This is a genomic window from Massilia consociata, assembly GCF_042432755.1.
GTDB classification, from domain to species: domain Bacteria; phylum Pseudomonadota; class Gammaproteobacteria; order Burkholderiales; family Burkholderiaceae_D; genus Telluria; species Telluria consociata.
Genome location: NZ_JBHLWP010000013.1, coordinates 239,667 through 259,604 on the forward strand (window position 1 = coordinate 239,667; position 19,938 = coordinate 259,604).

Here is a 19,938-nt window from a genome sequence, read left to right on the forward strand (position 1 = left end):
CGCCCACCCTACCAAAGCGACATCATTTTGTGTAGTGAATTTACGTCGCCTTCCTGTATTATTCGATAATCTGCTATTGCCAACATTGTCTCATCGACACCGCTCATCGACACTGACCCCATGCGCCAGCCTTCATCGACCCTATCCCTGACCAGCACCGCCAGCTTCCAGGCCCTTGAAACCCATGCCATCGATGCCGAAGACTGGCAGATGCGCGACCTGTTCGCGGCCGATCCGCAGCGCTTCGAGCGCCTGTCGGTCGAGGGTGCGGGGCTGTTCCTAGACTATTCAAAAAATCGTCTCAACGGGCGCACGCTTGAACTGCTGGCGGCGCTTGCGCGCGAGCGTGGCGTCGAGCAGCGCCGCGACGCGATGTTCGAGGGCGAACGCATCAACAACACCGAGAACCGCGCCGTCCTGCACACCGCCCTGCGCGCGCCGCGCGGCGCCCAATTGGTCGTCGACGGCCAGGACGTGAATGCCGACGTGCACGCGGTGCTCGACCGTATCCGCACCTTCACCGACGCGGTGCGCAGCGGCGAATGGCTCGGCCATACCGGCAAGCCGATCACGGATATCGTCAACATCGGCATCGGCGGCTCGGACCTGGGCCCGAAGATGGTCGTGCTGGCGCTGCGCCATTACGCCCATCCGCGCCTGCGGATGCATTTCGTGTCCAACGTGGACGGCCACGACATGGACGCGGCACTCGGGCAGGTGAATCCGGAGACGACGCTGTTCATCGTCGCCTCCAAGACCTTCACCACCGCCGAGACCATGATGAACGCGCAGACCGCGCGCGCCTGGTTCCTGGGCCATGCACCGGAAGAGGCCTTGGCCAAGCATTTCGTCGCCGTCTCGACCAATACCGAGGCCATCAAGACCTTCGGCATCGACCCGGCCAACATGTTCCCGTTCTGGGACTGGGTCGGCGGCCGCTATTCGGTATGGTCGGCCATCGGCCTGCCGGTGGCGCTGGCGGTCGGCTTCGGCTACTTCAGCGATTTCCTGGCCGGCGCCCACGCCATGGACGAGCACTTCCGCACCGCGCCCATCGAGCAGAACATGCCGATGATCCTGGCCCTGGTCGGCTTCTGGAACCGCGAGTTCCTGGATGCGCACTCGGTCACGATCGCGCCCTACCACCAGGACCTGAACCGCTTCCCGGCCTACCTGCAGCAGCTCGACATGGAGAGCAACGGCAAGTCCGTCACGCGCGACGGCGATCCGGTCGATACGCCGACCTGCCCGGCGATCTGGGGCGAGCCCGGCACCAACGGCCAGCATGCCTACTTCCAGTTGCTGCACCAGGGCACCGACCTGACCCCGATCGACTTCATCGCCGCCCTGCGCCCCGCGCACGAGATGGAACACCACCATACCGCCCTGCTGGCGAACTGCTTCGCGCAGTCGGAAGCCTTCATGAAGGGCAAGACCATCATTGAAGTGCGCGCAGACCTGCAGGCACAGGGCCTGCCGCCCGAGGAAGTCGAGCGCCTGGCGCCGCACAAGACCTTCCCGGGCAACCGTCCGAGCAACACCATCCTGATGGAGCGCCTGACCCCGTCCACGCTGGGCGCCCTGATCGCGCTGTACGAGCACAAGACCTTCGTGCAGGGCGTGATCTGGAATGTCAACAGCTTCGACCAATGGGGCGTCGAGCTCGGTAAGGTGCTGGCCAAGAAGATCGAGGCCGAGCTGGCGGGCGAACCGCAGCCGAACCTGCACGACAGCTCCACCAACGGCCTGATCGCCCGCGCCAAGGCCGCTTTCTGAACCAACCAGGCTCATACTACACACATGGCAAAGGATAAATTCGAAGTGGTGCACGACGCGCCGATGCTCGTCGGCGAGGCAGCCACCTGGCACGAGGTCGAGTCGGCGCTGTACTGGGTGGACATCAACGGCTACACGGTCAACCGCGTCCACCCGGCCAGCGGCAAGTTCACCTACTGGAAGATGGGCTCGGAGCCCTCGGCGCTGGCGGTCGACGGCGACAACAACCTGATCGTCTCGCTGCGCTCGGGCCTGATCTGCCTGAACACCACCAGCGGCAAGGAAACCCCGCTCATCGACGCGCCCTACGACACGTCGAAGGTCCGCTTCAACGACGGCCGCGTCGACCCGGCGGGCCGCTTCTGGATCGGCACCATGTACGAGCCGCGCGACCAGCCGGCGGCCGAGATGTACGTGCTCGAGCGCGGCCAGCTGCGCCGCGCCTGGGCCGGCAACATGACCAATTCGAACGGCCTGGCCTGGAGCCTGGACGGCCGCACGATGTTCCATGCCGATACCACGACGCACCGGATCGATTGCTACGACTACGACCCGGCGACCGGCGTGCATGCGAACGGGCGCACCATCAAGACCTTCTCGCTCGATAAATCGGCTCCGGATTACGGCGGCCGGCCGGACGGCGCCACGGTCGACAGCGAAGGCGCCTACTGGGTGGCGATGTTCGAAGGCGGACGCGTGCTGCGCCTGTCTCCTGACGGCGAGATCCTGCGCGAGATCGCGCTGCCGGTGCGCTGCCCGACCTCGGTCGCCTTCGGCGGGGCGGACCTGCGCACGCTCTACATCACCAGCGCCAGCCATGGCCGCTCGGAGGAAGAGCTGGCGCAGTATCCGCTCAGCGGCAAGGTGCTGTCGATCCGCGTCGACGTGGCGGGGCGCGAGGAGCCGGAGTACGTGCACCGCTGATCTTCACGCAGGGGGCGGTTGCACCTGCGTGAAGATCGCCTCGCGCCCTCGGCGTGCGCGGACGTGGGATGATCGTTTGTGGCTCCGCTGCGGGGACGGATGATCTCGCTGCGAACGATCACCGCGTGGGCAGCGTTCGCAGCGCGGGTAATCGCATCGCCGGGTGGAGCCGCCCACCCTACGCACGGCAATCCGGCGTTCAGCTCAGCCATTCCGTAGTAGATTTTCTTGCTAAGCGCATATCTGTGTAGTAAATTTACACGAACGCTTTCAATCCTCTCTTTCCACGATTCCTATGGCTCTTTCCGATTTCGATCTCGTCTTCTTCGGCGGCAGCGGCGACCTTGCGATGCGCAAGCTGCTCCCTGCGATGTACTCGCGCGACGTCTGCAACGACCTGCCCGACAGCGCCCGCATCATCTGCGTCGGCCGCGACGAGGCGACGCAGGAGGAATTCCTGAAGACGGTCGAGACGAATTCCAAGCCGCACATCAAGGAGCCGCCGGCCGAGGAAAGCTGGCAGCGCTTCCTGAAGCGCATCGTCTACGTGGCGCTGAACGCCACCGACGTGGCCACCTATGCCCCGCTGGTGGAAGTGCTGCGCAAGGACCCGTCGCTGACCCGCGTCTACTACCTGGCCACCCCGCCGCACCTGTTCGCGACCATCTGCGACAACCTGGCCGCCTCCAGGCTGGCGACGCCGAACTCGCGCGTGGTGCTGGAAAAGCCGCTGGGCCGCGACCTGGCCTCGGCCAAGCAGATCAACCTGGATGTCGGCAAGGTCTTCTCGGAGTCGCAGATCTACCGGATCGACCACTACCTGGGCAAGGAAACCGTGCAGAACCTGCTGGCCCTGCGCTTCGGGAACATCCTGTTCGAGCCGCTGTGGCGCCGCGAGTGGATCTCGGACGTGCAGATCACCATCGCCGAGAAGATCGGCGTGGGCAACCGCCTGGGCTACTACGACACCTCGGGCGCGCTGCGCGACATGCTGCAGAACCACCTGCTGCAGCTGCTGTGCATCGTCGCCATGGAGCCGCCGACCTCGATCGCGCCGGACGCCGTGCGCGACGCCAAGCTGCAGGTGCTGCGCTCGCTCAAGCGCTTCACGCCGACCACGCTGTCGCAGAACATCGTGCGCGGCCAGTACCGCAACGGCTTCGTGGACGGCCAGCCGGTGCCGGGCTACCGCGAGGAGCCGGGCGCGCCGAAAGGCTCGCGCACCGAAACCTTCGTGGCCATGAAGGCCGAGATCGATACCTGGCGCTGGGCCGGCGTGCCCTTCTACCTGCGTACCGGCAAGCGCATGGCCGACCGCCTGGCCGAGATCGTGGTGCGCTTCAAACCGATCCCGCATTCGATCTTCAACCAGCCGACGTCGAGCTTCCAGCCGAACAGCCTGGTGATCCGCCTGCAGCCGGACGAGGGCCTGTCGATGAACCTGATGGCCAAGACCCCGGGCGACAGCATGCGCCTGAAGCAGGCCGAACTCGAACTCGACTTCCGCGAGCAGTTCAAGAGCCCGCGCATGGAAGCCTACGAGCGCCTGCTGGTGGACGTGCTGCGCGGCCAGCTGACCCTGTTCATGCGCGGCGACGAGCTGGAAGCGGCCTGGGAATGGGTCGAGCCGATCCTGGAGCACTGGGAGCAAAGCGACACCGCGCCGGTGCCCTACACCTCGGGCACCTGGGGCCCGGCCGCCTCGAGCGCACTGATCGGCCGCGACGGCCTGCAGTGGCGCGAAGAAGTGCTGCCGGAAGATTGATGGATACTGACTGACATGCTGCTCGATTCCATCCGCACCCAGCTCGACACGCTCTCGAAATCCGAGCGCAAGGTGGCCCTCGCCGTGCTGGCCGCGCCTGCCAACACGGTGAGCCAGAACATCACGGCGCTGGCCAAGAGCGCCCAGGTGTCCGAGCCCACCGTGGTGCGCTTCTGCCGCACGCTGGGCTACGACGGCTGGCACGAGTTCAAGCTGAAACTGGCGCAGGGCCTGGCGCTGGCGCTGCCGGGCGCCAACGAGCAGCCGGCGCCGGACGACCTGGCGTCCGACCTGGTCAACAAGATCTGCAGCCGCTCGATCAACACCCTGCTCGACCTGCGCAACAACCTCAAGCCGGAACTGGTCCAGAAGGCGCTCGACATCCTGTCGCGCGCCAACAAGATCGAGTTCTACGGCCAGGGCTCGTCGGGCTTCGTGGCAGCCGACGCCCAGCACAAGTTCTTCCGCTCGGGCGTGCCCACGGTGGCCTACACCGACCCGGCGATCCACTCGATCGCGGCGGCGCTGCTGCGCGAAGGCGACGCGGTGGTGGCGATCTCTCAGCGCGGCAACAACCCGGCGCTGACGCGCTCGGCCAAGCTGGCGCGCCGCGGCGGCGCCGACGTGATCGTGCTGGCGCCCTCGGGCACGCCGCTGGCGGAGATCGCGACGCTGTTCATCCCGATCGACCTGGTGTTCGCGATCGACCCGTACACGCCGATCTCGGCGCGCCTGGCCTACCTGGTCGTGATCGACGTGCTGGCCGTGGGGCTGGCGCTGCAGCGCGGGCCGGAGTTCCGCAAGAAGATGCAGAACGCGCAGAAGGCGCTGCAGGAGTTCGATATGCAGTTCGATTCGTTTATCGGCTGATGCTGTTCAGGCAAAACCAGGCTCCCGCCTGCGCGGGAGCGACGGTTTAGTGTTCATGCCGGAAACCTGTCATCCGGACGCTCAGTTCGCACGTCATTCCCGCGCAGGCGGGAATCCAATGTCAGCGGAGCAGCCGCAGCGCGCCCAAACCCGCCACAGGTGTAAAATAACGGGTTTCCAATGCATCCCGGGCCACGCCAATGCACATCAATCCCGAACGCAGCTCCCGTCCCGACTATCCCCTGCTGGTACGCCAGGTCGAGAGCGTCCTGGAAGGCGAACGCAACCTGATGGCGAACGCCGCCCAGTTCTCCGCCCTCGTCTACGACACCCTCGCCGACCTGAACTGGGCCGGTTTCTACTTCACCGTCCCGGCGCGCAAGGGCGACGGCAACGACCTGCTGGTCGGCCCGTTCCAGGGCAAGCCGGCCTGCGCCCGCATCCCCTTCGGGCGCGGCGTCTGCGGCACCAGCGCCGTCGAGCGCAAGACCATCGTCGTGCCGGACGTGCATGCCTTCCCGGGCCATATCGCCTGCGATTCGGCTTCAAGCTCGGAGATCGTCATTCCGGTGATCAAGGATGGCGTGCTGCTGGGCGTGTTCGATATCGACAGCCCGACGCCGGACCGTTTCTCGGAAGAGGACCGCGCCGGGCTGGAAGAGATGCTTGCCGCGTTCATCGACGGCACCGATTTCGCTTGATGTGCTGAAACTGGGTTCCCGCCTTCGCGGGAACGACGGTGTTGCAGCTGCGGGCTACGGATGTGTGCTCGCGCCGCTCAAATAAGCACGTCATTCCCGCGCAGGCGGGAATCCAGTTTCCTCACCGCAGCCACTCCCAAGATTCATAGCTCTACTACTCGACACCACGACCATGAACCAACTCGAACAGCTCAAGCAGTACACCACCGTGGTCGCCGACACCGGCGACTTCCAGTCGATCAAGGCCTATGCGCCGCAGGATGCGACCACCAACCCGTCGCTGATCCTGAAGGCCGTGCAGAAGCCGGAATACCGCCCGCTGCTGGAAAAGGCCATCGCCGACGCGCCCGACGCATCGCTTGATGCCATCGTCGACAGCCTCCTGATCGCCTTCGGCGTCGAAATCCTGAAGTACGTGCCTGGCCGCGTCTCGACCGAGATCGATGCCGCCCTGTCCTTCGACACCGAAGCGACAGTGGCCAAGGGCCGCGAGCTGATCGCCCTGTACGAGAAGGCCGGCGTGTCGCGCGAGCGCGTCCTGATCAAGATCGCGTCGACCTGGGAAGGCATCCGCGCCGCCGAGATCCTGGAAAAGGAAGGCATCCACTGCAACCTGACCCTGCTGTTCTCGCTGTGCCAGGCCGTGGCCTGCGCCGAAGCCGGCGTCAAGCTGATCTCGCCGTTCGTCGGCCGTATCTACGACTGGTACAAGAAGTCGACCGGCACCGAGTACCAGGGCGCCGACGATCCGGGCGTGCAGTCGGTCAAGCGCATCCACCAGTACTACCGCAAGTTCGGCTATCAAACCGAAGTCATGGGCGCGAGCTTCCGCAATACCTCGCAGATCCTGGAGCTCAGCGGCTGCGACCTGCTCACCATCTCGCCGGACCTGCTGCAGAAGCTGGCCGACAGCGACGCGCCGGTCGAGCGCAAGCTGACCACCGACGCCAACATCGACATCGAGAAGATCGGCGTGGACGAGAAAACCTTCCGCTTCATGCTGAACGAAGACGCGATGGCGACCGAGAAGCTGGCCGAAGGCATCCGCGCCTTCGTCGCCGACTCGATCAAGCTGAAGAAGATGATCGAAGAGATGAAGTAAGACAAAAGCGCGCTTTTCACAGCGCGCTTTTTTGTAGGGCGGCCGGCTTCGCCGGCCACCCTACGAAACCCGCGGCTCAGCCAGCGCGCAACCCGGCCAGGTAGGTATCGATCACCTGCCCGCCTACCTCCAGCAAATCGAAGGCCGTCGGCTCGAAGATCCAGTTGCGGATCAGGCCGTCAACCGTGATCCAGCCGCCCATCGCAGCCGTCCGGGTGCTCACGCCAGGACGCAACATGCCTTTTTCCCGGGCCTGCTCCAGGAAGCCTTCCATCCGCTCCTGCCAGAGCGCGATCGATTCGCGCCGGCGCGTGCGGAACGACTCGACCTCGTCCACGAATTCCGTCTTCAGCATGGCGATCTCGAATACACGGCGCGACTTCGAGTCTTCAACGATGATCCGCATCACCGTCATCATCTCGTCGCGCAGGCATTGCAGCGGGTCGGCCAGCTCGCGCTGGTCGAGCAGCTTCACCGCCTCGTCCATCGGCAACTTTGCGCGGTCCATCATGGCATTGAACAAGGCCCCCTTGTCGAGGAAATGCCAATAGATCGCGCCGCGCGTCGCACCCGCGGCGCTTGCGATATGCTGCAAGGTCGTGCGCGAAACGCCTTGTTCAGCAAACAACTTCTCTGCAGCGTCGAGGATGCTGTCGCGGGTCGCAGCAGCTTCCGCTTTGGTTTTACGTGCCATTTTTTACGCCCCCGCCATTTGAGGGGGCTCTCCAACACTAAACATACATCCGTGATAGTATATAAAACTGTTCGTAAAAGCCAGTGACAATTCGAGTGCGGTCCAAGGGTCGGTGCAAGGTTGTCGCGAGGTCGCTGATTAATAATGAGAAGGAAGCATACGTAATGCGCTCAGACCACTCCTCCCTTTCCCTGACCCGGATCGCTGCCGCCACGCTCGTGGCCGTGACCCTGTTGTCGGCCTGCGGCAACAAAGACGCCGCCCCTGGCGCCGGCGGCGCAGGAGGCCAGATGCCGCCGCCGGAAGTGGGCGTCATCACTACCAGATTCGAACCGGTCGCCTTGCAGACCGAACTGCCTGCCCGCGCCGAACCGGTGCGCACCGCCCAGGTCCGCGCCCGCGTCGACGGCGTCGTGCTCAAGCGCCTGTTTACCGAGGGCAGCGAAGTCAAGCAGGGCCAGTCCCTGTACCAGATCGACCCGGCGCCTTACCAGGCGCAACTGGCTGCGGCCCAGGCCGAAGTCGGCCGCGCCCAGGCGACCCTGAACCAGGCCGCCGCCCTTGCAGAGCGCTACAAGCCGCTGGTCGAGGCGAATGCCGTCAGCAAGCAGGAATACACCAACGCCGTCGCCGCCCAGAAGCAGGCCGAAGCCGCACTGGCGGCCGCGCGCGCACAGGCCCGCATCGCGCAGATCAATTCGGGCTATGCCAACGTCGCTGCGCCGATCTCCGGCCGCATCGGCCGCGCGCTGGTGACCGAAGGCGCCCTCGTCTCGGCCGCCCAGGCCACCGAACTGGCGCTGATCCAGCAGACCAACCCGATGTACCTGAACATCACCCAGTCGGCGACCGAACTGCAGCGCCTGCGCAGGCAATCCGGCGGCAACGGTTCCGCCAAGGACGTGCCGGTCACCGTGATGCTGGACGACGGCACCGAACTGCCGACCCGCGGCCGCCTGCTGTTCTCGGACGTCACCGTCGACCCGGGCACCGGCCAGGTCACCCTGCGTGCCCAGGTACCGAACCCGGACAACGCCCTGCTGCCGGGCCAGTACGTGCGCGTGCGCGTGGCGCAGGCCCAGCTGCCGAACGGCATCCTGGTGCCGCAGCAGGCCGTCACCCGCGGCGGCCCCCAGGGCGACACCCTGATGGTCGTCGGCCCGGACAACAAGCCGGCGCAGCGCACCGTCAAGATCGCTTCGCAGCAGGGTTCCGACTGGGTCGTCACCGACGGCCTGAAGGAAGGCGAGCGCGTGATGGTCGATGGCTTCCAGAAGCTGCAGATGATGCCGCCAGGCACGCCGGTCAAGGCAGTGGCATGGCAGCCGAAGCAGCAGGCCGGCGCCCAGGCGCCGGCTGCGGCCGCGACCGCTGCCGCCGCGGCGGAAACGGCCGGCCAGGTGCCTGCTTCGGCGCCGTCCGGCTCCACCACCAGCGCCACCCCGGCCGCCGGTACGAGTCGCCGATAAGCGTCGCAGGAAAAGAACAGGAATACTCCAATGGCACGTTTTTTCATTGACCGCCCTATTTTCGCCTGGGTGATCGCGCTGTTCATCATGGTGATCGGCGCGGTTTCGATCACCCAGCTGCCGATCGCCCAGTATCCGAACGTGGCCCCGCCATCGATCGTGATCAACGCCGCCTATCCGGGCGCGTCGGCCCAGACCCTGGAAGACTCGGTCATCTCCGTCATCGAACGCGAGATGAACGGTTCGCCAGGCCTCATCTACATGGAATCGAGCAGCACCGCCAACGGCAGCGGCTCGATCACCCTGACCTTCGAGACCGGCACCGACCCGGAGCTCGCGCAGGTGGACGTGCAGAACCGCCTGTCGCGCGCGGCCCCGCGCCTGCCGGCGGCGGTGAACCAGCAGGGCGTGCGCGTCGACAAGGTGCGCGCGAACTTCCTGCTGTTTACCATCCTGTCGTCGGACGATCCGGCCTGGGACCCGATCAGGCTGGGCGACTACGCCTCGCGCACGGTCCTGCCCGAGATCCAGCGCATCAAGGGCGTCGGTACCGCGCAGCTGTTCGGCACCGAGCGCGCCATGCGCGTCTGGATCGACCCGGCCAAGCTGGTGGGCTTCCGCCTGTCCCCGGCCGACGTCAACAACGCGATCCGCAGCCAGAACGCCCAGGTGGCCTCGGGCACCATCGGCGAACTGCCGCTGGCGGCCGGCCAGGAAATCACCGCGACCGTGGTGGTCACCGGGCAGCTCTCGACCGTCGAGCAGTTCGGCAACATCGTGCTGCGCGCGAACCCGGACGGCTCGACCGTCCGCCTGAAGGACGTGGCCCGCATCGAGATCGGCGGCCAGGCCTATTCCACCTCGGCGCGCCTGAACGGCCAGCCGTCCACCGGTATCGGCGTGCAGCTGGCGCCGTCGGGCAACGCGCTGGAAACCGCGCGCCTGGTGCGCGAGCGCGTCGAGGAACTGTCGAAGTTCTTCCCGCCTGGGATGAAGGTCACCGTGCCGTTCGACAGCTCGAAGTTCATCGACATCTCGATCACGCAGGTCGTGCACACCCTGATCGAAGCGGTCGTACTGGTGTTCCTGGTGATGTACCTGTTCCTGCAGAATTTCCGCTACACGATCATCCCGACCATCGTGGTGCCGGTGGCGCTGCTCGGTTCGCTCGCCACGCTGCTGGCGCTGGGCTATTCCATCAACGTGCTGACCATGTTCGGCATGGTGCTGGTGATCGGTATCGTGGTCGACGACGCCATCGTGGTGGTCGAGAACGTCGAACGCATCATGAGCGAGGAAGGCCTGCCGCCGCTGCAGGCAACCCGCAAGGCCATGGGCCAGATCTCGGGCGCCATCATCGGCGTGACCGTGGTCCTGATGTCGGTGTTCGTGCCGCTGGCCTTCTTCGGCGGTGCGGTGGGTAACATCTACCGCCAGTTCGCGGTCGTCATGGTGTCCTCGATCGCCTTCTCGGCCTTCCTGGCGCTGTCGCTGACGCCGGCCCTGTGCGCGCACCTGCTCAAGCCGGTCCAGGCCGGCCACCACCACGAGAAGCGCGGCTTCTTCGGCTGGTTCAACCGCAACTTCGCCAAGACCGCCAAGGGCTATGAAGGCTGGGTCGGCAAGCTGATCCGCGGCTCGGGCCGCGCGATCGTCGCTTTCGTGCTGGTGTGCGGCCTGGTCGCCCTGCTGTTCACCCGCATGCCGAATTCGTTCCTGCCGAACGAAGACCAGGGCTACGTGATCGCCAACATCCAGCTGCCGCCGGGCGCCACGCTCGAACGCACCAACGAGGTGATGCGCACCGCCGAGAACTTCATCATGAAGCAGCCGGAAGTGGCCAACATGGTCAGCGTGCTGGGCTTCTCGTTCTCGGGCGCCGGCCAGAACATGGCCCTGGCCTTCATCCCCCTGAAGGACTGGGAAGACCGCAAGGGCGAAGACTCGAGCGCCCAGGCCGTGGCCAACCGCATCATGGGCGGCCTGTCGGGCGTGCGCGACGCCTTCATCTTCGCGCTGTCGCCGCCGCCGATCCCGGAACTGGGCCGCGGCACCGGCTTCAGCTTCCGCCTGCAGGACCGCGGCGGCAACGGCCACGAAGCCCTGCTGGCGGCCCGCAACCAGCTGCTCGGCATGGCCGCGCAGAGCCCGGTCCTGGCCGGCGTGCGTCCGGAAGGCCTGGAAGACGCGCCGCAGGTCAGGCTCGACATCGATCGCGACAAGGCGCAGGCCCTGGGCGTGAGTTTTGATGCGATCAACAGCGCGATCTCGACCGCACTGGGTTCGTCCTACGTGAACGACTTCCCGAACGCAGGGCGCCTGCAGCGCGTGGTGGTGCAGGCCGAAGCGAGCGCCCGCATGCAGCCGGACGACCTGCTGCGCCTGAACGCGATCAACGCGCAGGGCGAGCCGGTGCCGCTGTCCTCGTTCGCAAGCACGCGCTGGGTCACCGGCCCGATGCAGACACTGCGCTACAACGGCTATCCGGCCATGAGCATCTCCGGTGACGCCAAGCCGGGCTATTCGACCGGCGACGCGCTGGCCGAGATGGAGCGCCTGGCAGGCCAGCTGCCGCCCGGCTTCGCCTTCGAATGGACCGGCCAGTCGCGCGAAGAGCAGCTTTCCGGCGGCACCATGGGCATCCTGATGGCGTTCTCGCTGCTGGCGATCTTCCTGGCCCTGGCTGCGCTGTATGAAAGCTGGTCGATCCCGGTGTCGGTGCTGCTGGTGGTGCCGTTCGGTATCCTGGGCGCCGTGCTGGCGGCCATGATGCGGGGCTACCCGAACGACGTGTACTTCAAGATCGGCCTGGTGACCATCATCGGCCTGGCGGCGAAGAACGCGGTCCTGATCATCGAATTCGCGAAGGACCTGCAGGCGCAGGGCAAGTCGCCGATGGAAGCGGCGATCGAGGCGGCCCACCTGCGCTTCCGTCCGATCATCATGACCTCGCTGGCCTTCATCCTCGGCGTGACGCCGCTGGTGCTGGCAGGCGGCGCGGGCTCGGCATCGCAGCGCGCGATCGGTACCGGCGTCATGGGCGGTATGATTACGGCTTCCACGCTTGGCGTGCTGTTCGTGCCGCTGTTCTTCGTGGTGGTGCGCAAGCTCTTCAAGGGCAGCGACCGCCAGCGCAAGATGTATGCGCATGAAGTCGACAACGATACCCCCGCTACTCCGGCAGTTGAGGAACACAAATGATCGACAAGATGAAAAAACTGACTCCGCTGGTGCCGCTGGCGCTGGCGATGACCCTGGCGGGCTGCATGTCCCTGGCGCCGAAGTACGAGCGCCCGCAAGCCCCGGTGACGCAAAGCTTCCCCGAGATGCCGAAGGCCGCGGGCACCCCTGCCGCCTCGGCGACCAACGAAGCCCCGGCGACGCTGGCCTGGCAGCGCTTCTTCCCGGATCCGCGCCTGCACGGCCTGATCGAGCAGGCGCTCGTCAACAACCGTGACCTGCGCATCGCGATCGCCAACATCGAGCAGGCGCGCGCGCAGTTCAGGATCCAGCGCGCCGAGCGCCTGCCGTCGGTGGGCCTGGGCATCGGCGGGCAGCGCCAGAGCACCGGCGAAGACCAGCCGGTCACGAGCCTGTACCAGTCCGGCCTCTCGGTCACCGCGTTCGAGCTCGACCTGTTCGGCCGCGTGCGCAACCTGTCCGAGGCGGCGCTGGCGCAGTTCCTGGCAACCGAAGAGGCGCGCAAGGCCACGCAGATCAGCCTGGTCTCGTCGGTGGCCAACGCCTACCTGCAGCTGCTGGCCGACGAAGAGCTGCTGCGCATTACCCAGCAGACGCTGGTCACGCGCCAGGAGTCGATGCGCCTGACCCAGCTGCGCTTCGACAACGGCGTGGCCTCGCGCTTCGAACTGCAGCAGGCGCGCTCGCTGGTCGAGACCGCACTGGCCACCCTGGCCGCGACGCAGCGCCAGCGCGCGCAGGACATCAACCTGCTCACGCTGCTGGTCGGCGCCCCGGTCCCGGATACCGTGCCGGCCGGCGCCACCCTGGCCTCGACCGATCTGCCTGACCTGCCGGCCGGCCTGCCCTCGGACCTGCTGGCCAACCGCCCGGACATCCGTTCGGCCGAGCAGCAGCTGATCGCAGCCAACGCCAACATCGGCGCGGCGCGCGCGAACTTCTTCCCGCGCATCTCGCTGACCGGCAGCGTCGGCAGCGCCAGCACCGAACTGTCGGGCCTGTTCGAAAGCGGCTCGTTCGGCTGGACCTTCGCCCCGCAGGCGATCCTGCCGATCTTCGACTACGGCCGCAACACCGCCGTGCTGGGCAGCGCCCGGGCGCAGCGCGACATCGCCGTGGCGCAGTACGAACGCTCGATCCAGACCGCGTTCCGCGAAGTGGCGGACGCGCTGGCCGGCCAGTCGACCTTCAGCGAGCAGCTGCGCGCCCAGCGTGCGGTGGCCGAAGCGGAAGCCGACCGCTTCAGCCTGGCCGACCTGCGCTACCGCAACGGCGCAGCCAGCTACCTCGAACTGCTCGACGCCCAGCGTTCGCTGTTCCAGGCGCAGCAGCAGGCGGTGCAGGCCAACCTGCAGCGCCTGCAGAACCAGGTCACGCTGTACCGCGTGCTGGGCGGCGGGTGGACCGAGCCGGCGGCGCCGGTGGCGGCGCGCTGAGCCGTTCGTCGCTCATCCAGGAAGCCGGGCTGTGCGCAGCCCGGCTTTTTTTTGCGCCGCGCCAGTCCGCGCCGGAGCGCAGGCGACGATGTGGAATTGAAACGCGGAATTGAGTCGCCATCGTTTTGACAAGATGGCTACACTGGAAGCCAGACCAGTTGAAAGGCGCCCAGCCCCTCAGCCATGCGCAAATTCGCTCGATCACACTGGAAAGTCATCATCGCGATCCTGCTTGCGATCGCGCTGGCCACCTTGACCATGGAAACCGACTCAGCCAGCCCCGCCCCTTCCTCGTCCCCGGACCTCTCGGTGCGCCTGAAGTCGCACGTGCAGGCGATCGCCAGCAAGGAACACAACACCGCCACCCCGCGCGAACTCGAAAAGGCCGCGCGCCACATCGAAACCACGCTGCAGGGCTACGGCTACGGGTTGCGCCGGCAGGAGTACGAAGCCGACGGCCAGAAGGTGCGCAACATCGAAGTCTCGGTCTCGAACACGGCGCCGGGCGCGCGGCCCGAGCGCATCTTCATCGTCGGCGCCCACTACGACTCCGCGCGCGGCGCGCCGGGCGCCAACGACAACGGCAGCGGTACGGCGGCCGTGCTCGAACTGGCGCGCCTGCTCAAGACCATGCAGCCGAGCCGCGGCACCGAGGTAAAGTTCGTCTTCTTCGTCAACGAGGAACCGCCCTTCTTCATGGGCGAGGAGATGGGCAGCATGCAGCATGCGCGCGAGCTGAAGGCGGCCGGGCACAAGGTGGCGGGGGCGCTGATCCTCGAAACCATCGGCTGGTATTCGGATGCGCCCAACAGCCAGAAACTGCCGCCGGGACTCGAAAAGCATTATCCGAGCACCGGCAACTTCATCGCCTTCGTGGGCACGCTGGAGTCGTCGGCGCTGGTGCGGCAGGCACTGGCGGCATTCAAGGCGCAGTCCGATTTCCCGGCGGAAGGGCTGGCGGCACCGGCGCACGTGATGGGCGTGACCCTGTCGGACCATTCTTCCTACAACCGGCACGGCTATCCAGCCCTGATGATCACGGATACCGCGTTCATGCGTTATCCCTACTACCACACCGCCGCGGATACGCCGGACAAGCTCGATTACGCGAGCATGGCGCGGGTGGTCAAGGGGCTGGCGCGCACGATCGAGTCGCTGGCGGGCGCGGCGCGGACCTGATCCTGCGGGATCGGGTCCACCCGGCCACCTACGAACCCAGGAACATCTCCTGCAGGTCGTTCAGGAAGCGCTGGCCCAGCTCGGTCGGCTTGACCAGCTTGTGATCGCGGTAGAGCAGCCCCTTGCTTTCCGCCTCGTTCAGTGCCCTGGTGATGGCGCTGATGTTCATGCCGGTGCGTTCGCCAAACAGGTTCGGATCAAAACCTTCGGTCAGGCGCAACGCATTGAGCATGAACTCGAAGCCCATGTCGGCGCGCGCGATCTCGTGCTCTTCCTGCACCGGGTTGCCGCGCCTGGCGGCTTCGATGAAGGAACCCGGCTGCTTGTAGCGCGCCTGGCGCAGCACGCGGTGCGGGAACGAGATCTTCGAATGCGCCCCGGCGCCGATGCCGAGGTAGTCGCCGAAGGTCCAGTAGTTCAGGTTGTGCCTGGCGCGCTTTCCCGGCTGGGCATAGGCCGACACCTCATAGTGTTCGTATCCCGCCGCGGCGGTGGCTTCCAGGATCATGTCCTGCATGTCGGCGCTCGTATCGTCGTCCGGCAGGGTCGGCGGATACTTCGCGAACACCGTGTTCGGCTCCATCGTCAGGTGGTACATCGACAGGTGCGGCGGGGCGAAGGACAGCGCCATCGAGAGGTCGCGCCGTGCCTCCTCGAGCGTTTGCGCCGGCAGCGCGAACATCAGGTCGAGGTTGAAGTTCTCAAAAGTAGAGCATGCGATCTCCACCGCGCGCAGGGCCTCGGCTTCGTCGTGGATGCGGCCCAGCGCCTTCAGGTGGGCGCCGTTGAAACTCTGGATCCCGATCGACAGGCGGTTGATGCCGCTGTCGCGGTAGGACTTGAAGCGCTCGGCCTCGAAGGTGCCCGGGTTGGCTTCCATCGTGATCTCGGCGCCGACTTCCAACGGCAGCAGCGTGCGCACGTCCGACAGCAGGCGGTCCAGCCCTGCAGCCGACATCAGGCTCGGCGTGCCGCCGCCGATGAAGACCGTGTGGATCTTGCGGCCCCAGATCAGCGGCAGCGACTGCTCCAGGTCCAGGCGCACGGCGTCGAGGTACTCCTTCTCCGGCAATTCCCCCTTGGCCTCGTGCGAATTGAAATCGCAATATGGGCACTTGCGCACGCACCACGGGAAGTGGATATAGAGCGACAGCGGCGGCAGGGCCGCGAGGTTCAGCGCCCCGGGCTGCAGGTACTGCAGGGCGGCGGTGGCGGGCGAGCGCGGCTCGCTCGCGTTCGCGCCGAGGCCGGCGACTTTGATCGGGATCATTTCAGTTTTTCCACCAGTGCGCGCAGGGCCTTGCCACGGTGCGAGTGCGCGTTCTTGACGGCTGGCTCGAGTTCGGCGGTGGTCTTGCCGAGCGAGGGAATCAGGAAGTGCGGGTCGTAGCCGAAGCCGTTGGCGCCGCGCGGCGTATCGATGATCTCGCCGTGCCACATGCCGTCGGCGATGACCGGTTGCGGGTCGTCGGCGTGGCGCACGTAGACCAGCACGCAGTAGTAATAGGCCGACTTGTCGGCGTGCCTGGTGAGGTCGGCCACCAGCTTGTCGTTGTTGCGGGCGTCGGATTTCGGCTCGCCGGCGAAGCGCGCCGAATGGACACCGGGCGCGCCGCCGAGCGCGTGGACGCACACGCCCGAGTCGTCGGCGAGTGCCGGCAGGCCGGTCAGGCGCGACGCATGGCGCGCCTTGGCGAGCGCGTTTTCCACGAAGGTGCCGAAGGGCTCTTCCGCTTCCGGGACATTGAATTCGCCCTGCGGGTGCAGCTCGAAGCCGATGGGTTCGAGGAGCTGGGCGAATTCCTTCAGTTTGCCGGCGTTGTTGGAGGCGAGAATCAGGCGTTGGGTCATGGGGGCTCGGGGGTGTTTGCTGCGGAGGGTGGGTATTTTAGCGCTTCAGGCTAAAGCATGCTGCGGGGCTGCGGTACGAAATCGGGTTCCGTCCTTCGCCGGAACGACGTATTGAGAGTACCGCTTGACGATGAGCGGTCATCCCGGCGCAGGCCGGGAACCAATTTTTCGTCCGAAGTCGGGCAAGCAGATCAGCCGACCAGCCCCAGCGACTGCTTCTGCAACCTGATCAACTCCGCGATCCCCTGCTGCCCCAGGTCCAGCAGGCGGTTCATGCCGGCCCGGTCGAAGGCCGCGCCCTCGGCGGTCCCCTGCACCTCGATGAAATGCCCGGTCTCCGTCATCACGATGTTCATGTCGGTATCGCAAGCCGAATCCTCGACATAGTCCAGGTCCAGCACCGGGGTGCCCTGGTACACGCCGACCGAGATCGCCGCCACGAAGTGCTTGACCGGCACCACGGGCAGGATGCCCTGCGCCGCCAGCGCCTGGAAGGCGTCGTAGGCGGCCACCATGGCGCCGGTGATCGATGCCGTGCGCGTGCCGCCGTCGGCCTGGATCACGTCGCAGTCCAGGTGCAGGGTGCGCTCGCCGAACGCTTCCAGGTCGAACGCGGCGCGCAGCGAGCGGCCGATCAGGCGCTGGATTTCCTGGGTGCGGCCGGTCTGCTTGCCGCGCGCGGCTTCGCGGTCCATGCGCGTATGCGTCGAACGCGGCAGCATGCCGTATTCCGCCGTCAGCCAGCCCTGCCCCCTGCCCTTCAGGAAGCCCGGCACCTTCTCTTCGATGCTGGCGGTGCAGATCACCTTGGTGTCGCCGCATTCGATCAGCACCGAACCTTCGGCATGCTTGGTGTACTGGCGGGTGATGCGGATGGTGCGCAACTGGTCGACTGCGCGCCCGCTCGGGCGTTGTTCAAACGTCATGGGAAGCCTTATATTGTGATGGTCTGGATGATTCGGGTTATTTGAGCAGCTGCGACGATTTCTCGATCGCCTCGCGGATCTCGGCAATCGCGCGTTCGATCTCGTCCTCGTCGAAGGCGTCGCGTAGTGCGTCCGCTCCGCCCGGCAGGGGTGCCCCGGCCGTGATCGTCGAGCTGACTTCGTCCTCGGGCAGCATCTGGGTCGAGATCAGGTTGGGGACGTCGGGCGCGGCGTGCGCGCCCTGCCAGGTGATCGCGAGCGCGGTCGTGTTGTCGGCCCGCGCGCCGCCGATCGCCGCGGCCATCGACACCATGTCCGGCACCGCCTGCACGATGGTACTGGTGGACAGCCGGTGCACGATCTCGGTTTCCGGCAGCATCGACCACAGGCCGTCGGAGCACAGCAGCAGCGTGTCGCCCGGTTCCAGGCTGGCCTGGCGCGACAGCTCGATCTTCGGTTCCTGGCTGGCGCCGAGGCAGTTGTACAGCTTGTTGCGGTCCGGGTGGGTGTTGCGCTGGGCCTCCGTCGCCCTGCCCTTGGCGATCAGGTATTCCAGGTGCGAGTGGTCGCGCGTGCGCGCCAGCACCTGGTTGCGGCGCACCCAGTACAGGCGCGAATCGCCGCAGTGCGCCCACACGGCGCAGTTGTGCTGCACCAGGCAGGCGACCACCGTGGTGCGCGGCGTCTCGGGCAACTTGTTCGCCTCGGCGTAGGCCAGGATGTCCCAGTGCGCCTGCTGCAGGGCCTCTTCCAGGAAGCGCTCGGGCTTCTTCACGTAGGGGCGCGCCTGCATGCGGAACATCATCGACAGGGTCTGCAGCGCGATGGTCGCCGCGATTTCGCCACGCATGTGGCCGCCCATGCCGTCCGCGAGCACCAGCAGCAGCGCATCGCGCGTGAAGCTGTAGCCCATGCGGTCCTGGTTGACCTTGCGCCCGCCGATGTGGGTCTGCTGGTAGACGGAAAACTGCATGTTCGCTCCTTCGAATCGCGTTAGCTGCGCACCTTGCGCCCGATGCCGATGCGCCCGACGATGCCGCGCCAGCCGCCCGCACGCGGCGCCGGTGCTTCCCCGGACTGCGCCGCCGCCGGGGCCGCCTGCAGCACCTTCTGCATCGCGAACACGCTCTGCAGGCGCGCGAGCGGGTCGAGCGCCATGCACGAACGTACCATGTCCACCAGTTCGGGAGAATAGACGCCTTCCAGCTTCGCGAGCGCGGCGTCGGTCCTGTCGTCGGTCCTGCGCGCGTCGACCGGCTGCGGCATCGAGCGCGTCATGCAGGCGTACATGGCCGCGCCGATGCTGTAGATGTCGGTCCAGGGGCCGAGCGCGGCCGCCTTGCTGTACAGTTCCGGCGCCGCGAAGCCCGGCGTGTACATGGGCGCCAGCATCGGCACGTCGATGTTGATGGTCTGGCGTGCCGCGCCGAAGTCGAGCAGCAGGGGCGAACCGTCCGTGCGCAGGTAGATGTTGGCCGGCTTGAGGTCGAGGTGCAGCAGCTTGTTGGCGTGCACCTCGCGCACGCCGGCGCACACGCCGTTGAACAGCTGGCGCAGCGAGGCCTCGTTCATGCGGCTGCCTTTCGCGTGCAGGCGCGCGATGTGTTCCTGCAGCGTGACGCCGGATTCGTAGGCCATCACCATGTACACGGTGTCGTGGGCGCGGAAGAAGTTCACGACGCGCACGACGTTCGGATGGACGATGCGCGCCAGCGCCCGCCCCTCCTCGAAAAAGCACTTCAGGCCGATGCGGAATACCGGTAGATTCGGCTTCGAAACCACCGGTACCAGCTCGCCCGGCGCCCGCAAGGCGAGCTGGCTGGGCAGGTATTCCTTGATGGCGACCGCGTTGCCTTCGCCGTCATATGCCAGATAAACAATACTGAACCCGCCGGACGCAATTTTCTTTACAATGCGATATCCGGCAATTTCCAGGCCATCGGGCAGGGGTGCGTTATTCTGTGCGGCCATCCAGGAAGTTTCCTTGCGTAACAGGACGATTGTGTGGGATAAATATCGGATTTGTAAAGAATAAAAACCGGGG

Annotated in this window: 16 protein-coding genes; 10 read left to right on the plus strand and 6 right to left on the minus strand. The window is 66.2% G+C overall.

The features are described 5' to 3' along the window. The first annotated feature begins 120 nt into the window (after positions 1–120). From pgi to tal, 6 genes are all read left to right on the plus strand, one after another. Positions 121–1,776 (plus strand): glucose-6-phosphate isomerase, encoded by a 1,656-nt coding sequence (gene pgi / locus ACFFJK_RS14410; protein WP_379680028.1) that lies wholly within the window; start codon positions 121–123, stop codon positions 1,774–1,776. 24 nt (positions 1,777–1,800) lie between these two features. Continuing rightward, positions 1,801–2,700: an SMP-30/gluconolactonase/LRE family protein gene (locus ACFFJK_RS14415; RefSeq protein WP_379680030.1), complete on the plus strand. Its 900-nt coding sequence runs from the start codon at positions 1,801–1,803 to the stop codon at positions 2,698–2,700. Between the two features lie 295 nt (positions 2,701–2,995). Then, positions 2,996–4,465: a glucose-6-phosphate dehydrogenase gene (gene zwf / locus ACFFJK_RS14420; RefSeq protein ID WP_379680032.1), complete on the plus strand. Its 1,470-nt coding sequence runs from the start codon at positions 2,996–2,998 to the stop codon at positions 4,463–4,465. A gap of 15 nt (positions 4,466–4,480) precedes the next feature. Next, positions 4,481–5,335 carry an SIS domain-containing protein gene (locus tag ACFFJK_RS14425; RefSeq protein ID WP_379680033.1) on the plus strand — a complete coding sequence of 285 codons (855 nt, stop codon included), beginning with the start codon at positions 4,481–4,483 and terminating at the stop codon, positions 5,333–5,335. A gap of 200 nt (positions 5,336–5,535) precedes the next feature. Further along, complete coding sequence (msrC, locus tag ACFFJK_RS14430) at positions 5,536–6,036, plus strand: free L-methionine (R)-S-oxide reductase MsrC (RefSeq protein WP_379680035.1); 501 nt, start codon at positions 5,536–5,538, stop codon at positions 6,034–6,036. A gap of 172 nt (positions 6,037–6,208) precedes the next feature. Then, positions 6,209–7,138, plus strand: coding sequence for a transaldolase (tal, locus tag ACFFJK_RS14435; protein ID WP_379680036.1), 930 nt, complete (start codon positions 6,209–6,211; stop codon positions 7,136–7,138). 76 nt (positions 7,139–7,214) lie between these two features. Here tal and ACFFJK_RS14440 read toward each other — a convergent pair whose 3' ends face one another. After that, a complete protein-coding gene (locus ACFFJK_RS14440) occupies positions 7,215–7,832 on the minus strand; it encodes a TetR family transcriptional regulator (RefSeq protein WP_379680037.1) in 618 nt (205 codons plus the stop codon). Positions 7,833–7,996: 164 nt separating this feature from the next. Here ACFFJK_RS14440 and ACFFJK_RS14445 point away from each other — a divergent pair, with 164 nt between their 5' ends. The 4 genes from ACFFJK_RS14445 (at position 7,997) to ACFFJK_RS14460 (ending at position 15,117) form a co-directional block, all read left to right on the plus strand. Next, positions 7,997–9,301, plus strand: coding sequence for an efflux RND transporter periplasmic adaptor subunit (locus ACFFJK_RS14445; RefSeq protein ID WP_379680038.1), 1,305 nt, complete (start codon positions 7,997–7,999; stop codon positions 9,299–9,301). Positions 9,302–9,331: 30 nt separating this feature from the next. Then, on the plus strand, positions 9,332–12,502 hold the full coding sequence (locus ACFFJK_RS14450) for an efflux RND transporter permease subunit (RefSeq protein ID WP_379680039.1): 3,171 nt from the start codon (positions 9,332–9,334) through the stop codon (positions 12,500–12,502). Then, positions 12,499–13,938 (plus strand): efflux transporter outer membrane subunit, encoded by a 1,440-nt coding sequence (locus ACFFJK_RS14455; RefSeq protein ID WP_379680041.1) that lies wholly within the window; start codon positions 12,499–12,501, stop codon positions 13,936–13,938. The genes ACFFJK_RS14450 and ACFFJK_RS14455 overlap by 4 nt, the downstream gene beginning before the upstream one ends. 183 nt (positions 13,939–14,121) lie before the next feature. Then, on the plus strand, positions 14,122–15,117 hold the full coding sequence (locus tag ACFFJK_RS14460) for a M28 family peptidase (protein ID WP_379680042.1): 996 nt from the start codon (positions 14,122–14,124) through the stop codon (positions 15,115–15,117). A 28-nt stretch (positions 15,118–15,145) separates the two neighbouring features. On the opposite strand, the gene hemW is transcribed toward ACFFJK_RS14460, so the two are convergent. The 5 genes from hemW to ACFFJK_RS14485 all read right to left on the minus strand — a co-directional run bounded on the left by hemW (position 15,146) and on the right by ACFFJK_RS14485 (position 19,865). After that, a complete protein-coding gene (gene hemW / locus ACFFJK_RS14465; RefSeq protein ID WP_379680044.1) occupies positions 15,146–16,387 on the minus strand; it encodes a radical SAM family heme chaperone HemW in 1,242 nt (413 codons plus the stop codon). Then, positions 16,384–16,968 carry an RdgB/HAM1 family non-canonical purine NTP pyrophosphatase gene (gene rdgB, locus ACFFJK_RS14470; RefSeq protein WP_379680045.1) on the minus strand — a complete coding sequence of 195 codons (585 nt, stop codon included), beginning with the start codon at positions 16,966–16,968 and terminating at the stop codon, positions 16,384–16,386. Before rdgB ends, hemW begins: the two co-directional genes overlap by 4 nt. A 191-nt stretch (positions 16,969–17,159) precedes the next feature. Further along, entirely contained in the window at positions 17,160–17,894 is a 735-nt protein-coding gene (rph, locus tag ACFFJK_RS14475; RefSeq protein WP_379680046.1) for a ribonuclease PH, read from the minus strand. A gap of 37 nt (positions 17,895–17,931) precedes the next feature. Then, the gene (locus ACFFJK_RS14480) at positions 17,932–18,867 is read right to left on the minus strand and encodes a PP2C family protein-serine/threonine phosphatase (RefSeq protein ID WP_379680048.1); all 936 of its coding nucleotides are present in this window, start codon (positions 18,865–18,867) and stop codon (positions 17,932–17,934) included. A 20-nt stretch (positions 18,868–18,887) separates the two neighbouring features. Then, positions 18,888–19,865, minus strand: coding sequence for a serine/threonine protein kinase (locus ACFFJK_RS14485; protein WP_379680050.1), 978 nt, complete (start codon positions 19,863–19,865; stop codon positions 18,888–18,890). Between the last annotated feature and the right edge of the window lie 73 nt (positions 19,866–19,938).

What these genes read in the sequence shown, in the direction of transcription:
- rph (WP_379680046.1), bottom strand. Translation starts at nt 17,894, where the DNA reads ATGACGTTTGAACAACGCCCGAGCGGGCGCGCAGTCGACCAGTTGCGC.
- ACFFJK_RS14480 (WP_379680048.1), bottom strand. Translation starts at nt 18,867, where the DNA reads ATGCAGTTTTCCGTCTACCAGCAGACCCACATCGGCGGGCGCAAGGTC.
- zwf (WP_379680032.1), top strand. Translation starts at nt 2,996, where the DNA reads ATGGCTCTTTCCGATTTCGATCTCGTCTTCTTCGGCGGCAGCGGCGAC.
- ACFFJK_RS14450 (WP_379680039.1), top strand. Translation starts at nt 9,332, where the DNA reads ATGGCACGTTTTTTCATTGACCGCCCTATTTTCGCCTGGGTGATCGCG.
- rdgB (WP_379680045.1), bottom strand. Translation starts at nt 16,968, where the DNA reads ATGACCCAACGCCTGATTCTCGCCTCCAACAACGCCGGCAAACTGAAG.
- pgi (WP_379680028.1), top strand. Translation starts at nt 121, where the DNA reads ATGCGCCAGCCTTCATCGACCCTATCCCTGACCAGCACCGCCAGCTTC.
- ACFFJK_RS14455 (WP_379680041.1), top strand. Translation starts at nt 12,499, where the DNA reads ATGATCGACAAGATGAAAAAACTGACTCCGCTGGTGCCGCTGGCGCTG.
- ACFFJK_RS14445 (WP_379680038.1), top strand. Translation starts at nt 7,997, where the DNA reads ATGCGCTCAGACCACTCCTCCCTTTCCCTGACCCGGATCGCTGCCGCC.
- tal (WP_379680036.1), top strand. Translation starts at nt 6,209, where the DNA reads ATGAACCAACTCGAACAGCTCAAGCAGTACACCACCGTGGTCGCCGAC.
- msrC (WP_379680035.1), top strand. Translation starts at nt 5,536, where the DNA reads ATGCACATCAATCCCGAACGCAGCTCCCGTCCCGACTATCCCCTGCTG.
- ACFFJK_RS14485 (WP_379680050.1), bottom strand. Translation starts at nt 19,865, where the DNA reads ATGGCCGCACAGAATAACGCACCCCTGCCCGATGGCCTGGAAATTGCC.
- hemW (WP_379680044.1), bottom strand. Translation starts at nt 16,387, where the DNA reads ATGATCCCGATCAAAGTCGCCGGCCTCGGCGCGAACGCGAGCGAGCCG.
- ACFFJK_RS14440 (WP_379680037.1), bottom strand. Translation starts at nt 7,832, where the DNA reads ATGGCACGTAAAACCAAAGCGGAAGCTGCTGCGACCCGCGACAGCATC.
- ACFFJK_RS14415 (WP_379680030.1), top strand. Translation starts at nt 1,801, where the DNA reads ATGGCAAAGGATAAATTCGAAGTGGTGCACGACGCGCCGATGCTCGTC.
- ACFFJK_RS14425 (WP_379680033.1), top strand. Translation starts at nt 4,481, where the DNA reads ATGCTGCTCGATTCCATCCGCACCCAGCTCGACACGCTCTCGAAATCC.
- ACFFJK_RS14460 (WP_379680042.1), top strand. Translation starts at nt 14,122, where the DNA reads ATGCGCAAATTCGCTCGATCACACTGGAAAGTCATCATCGCGATCCTG.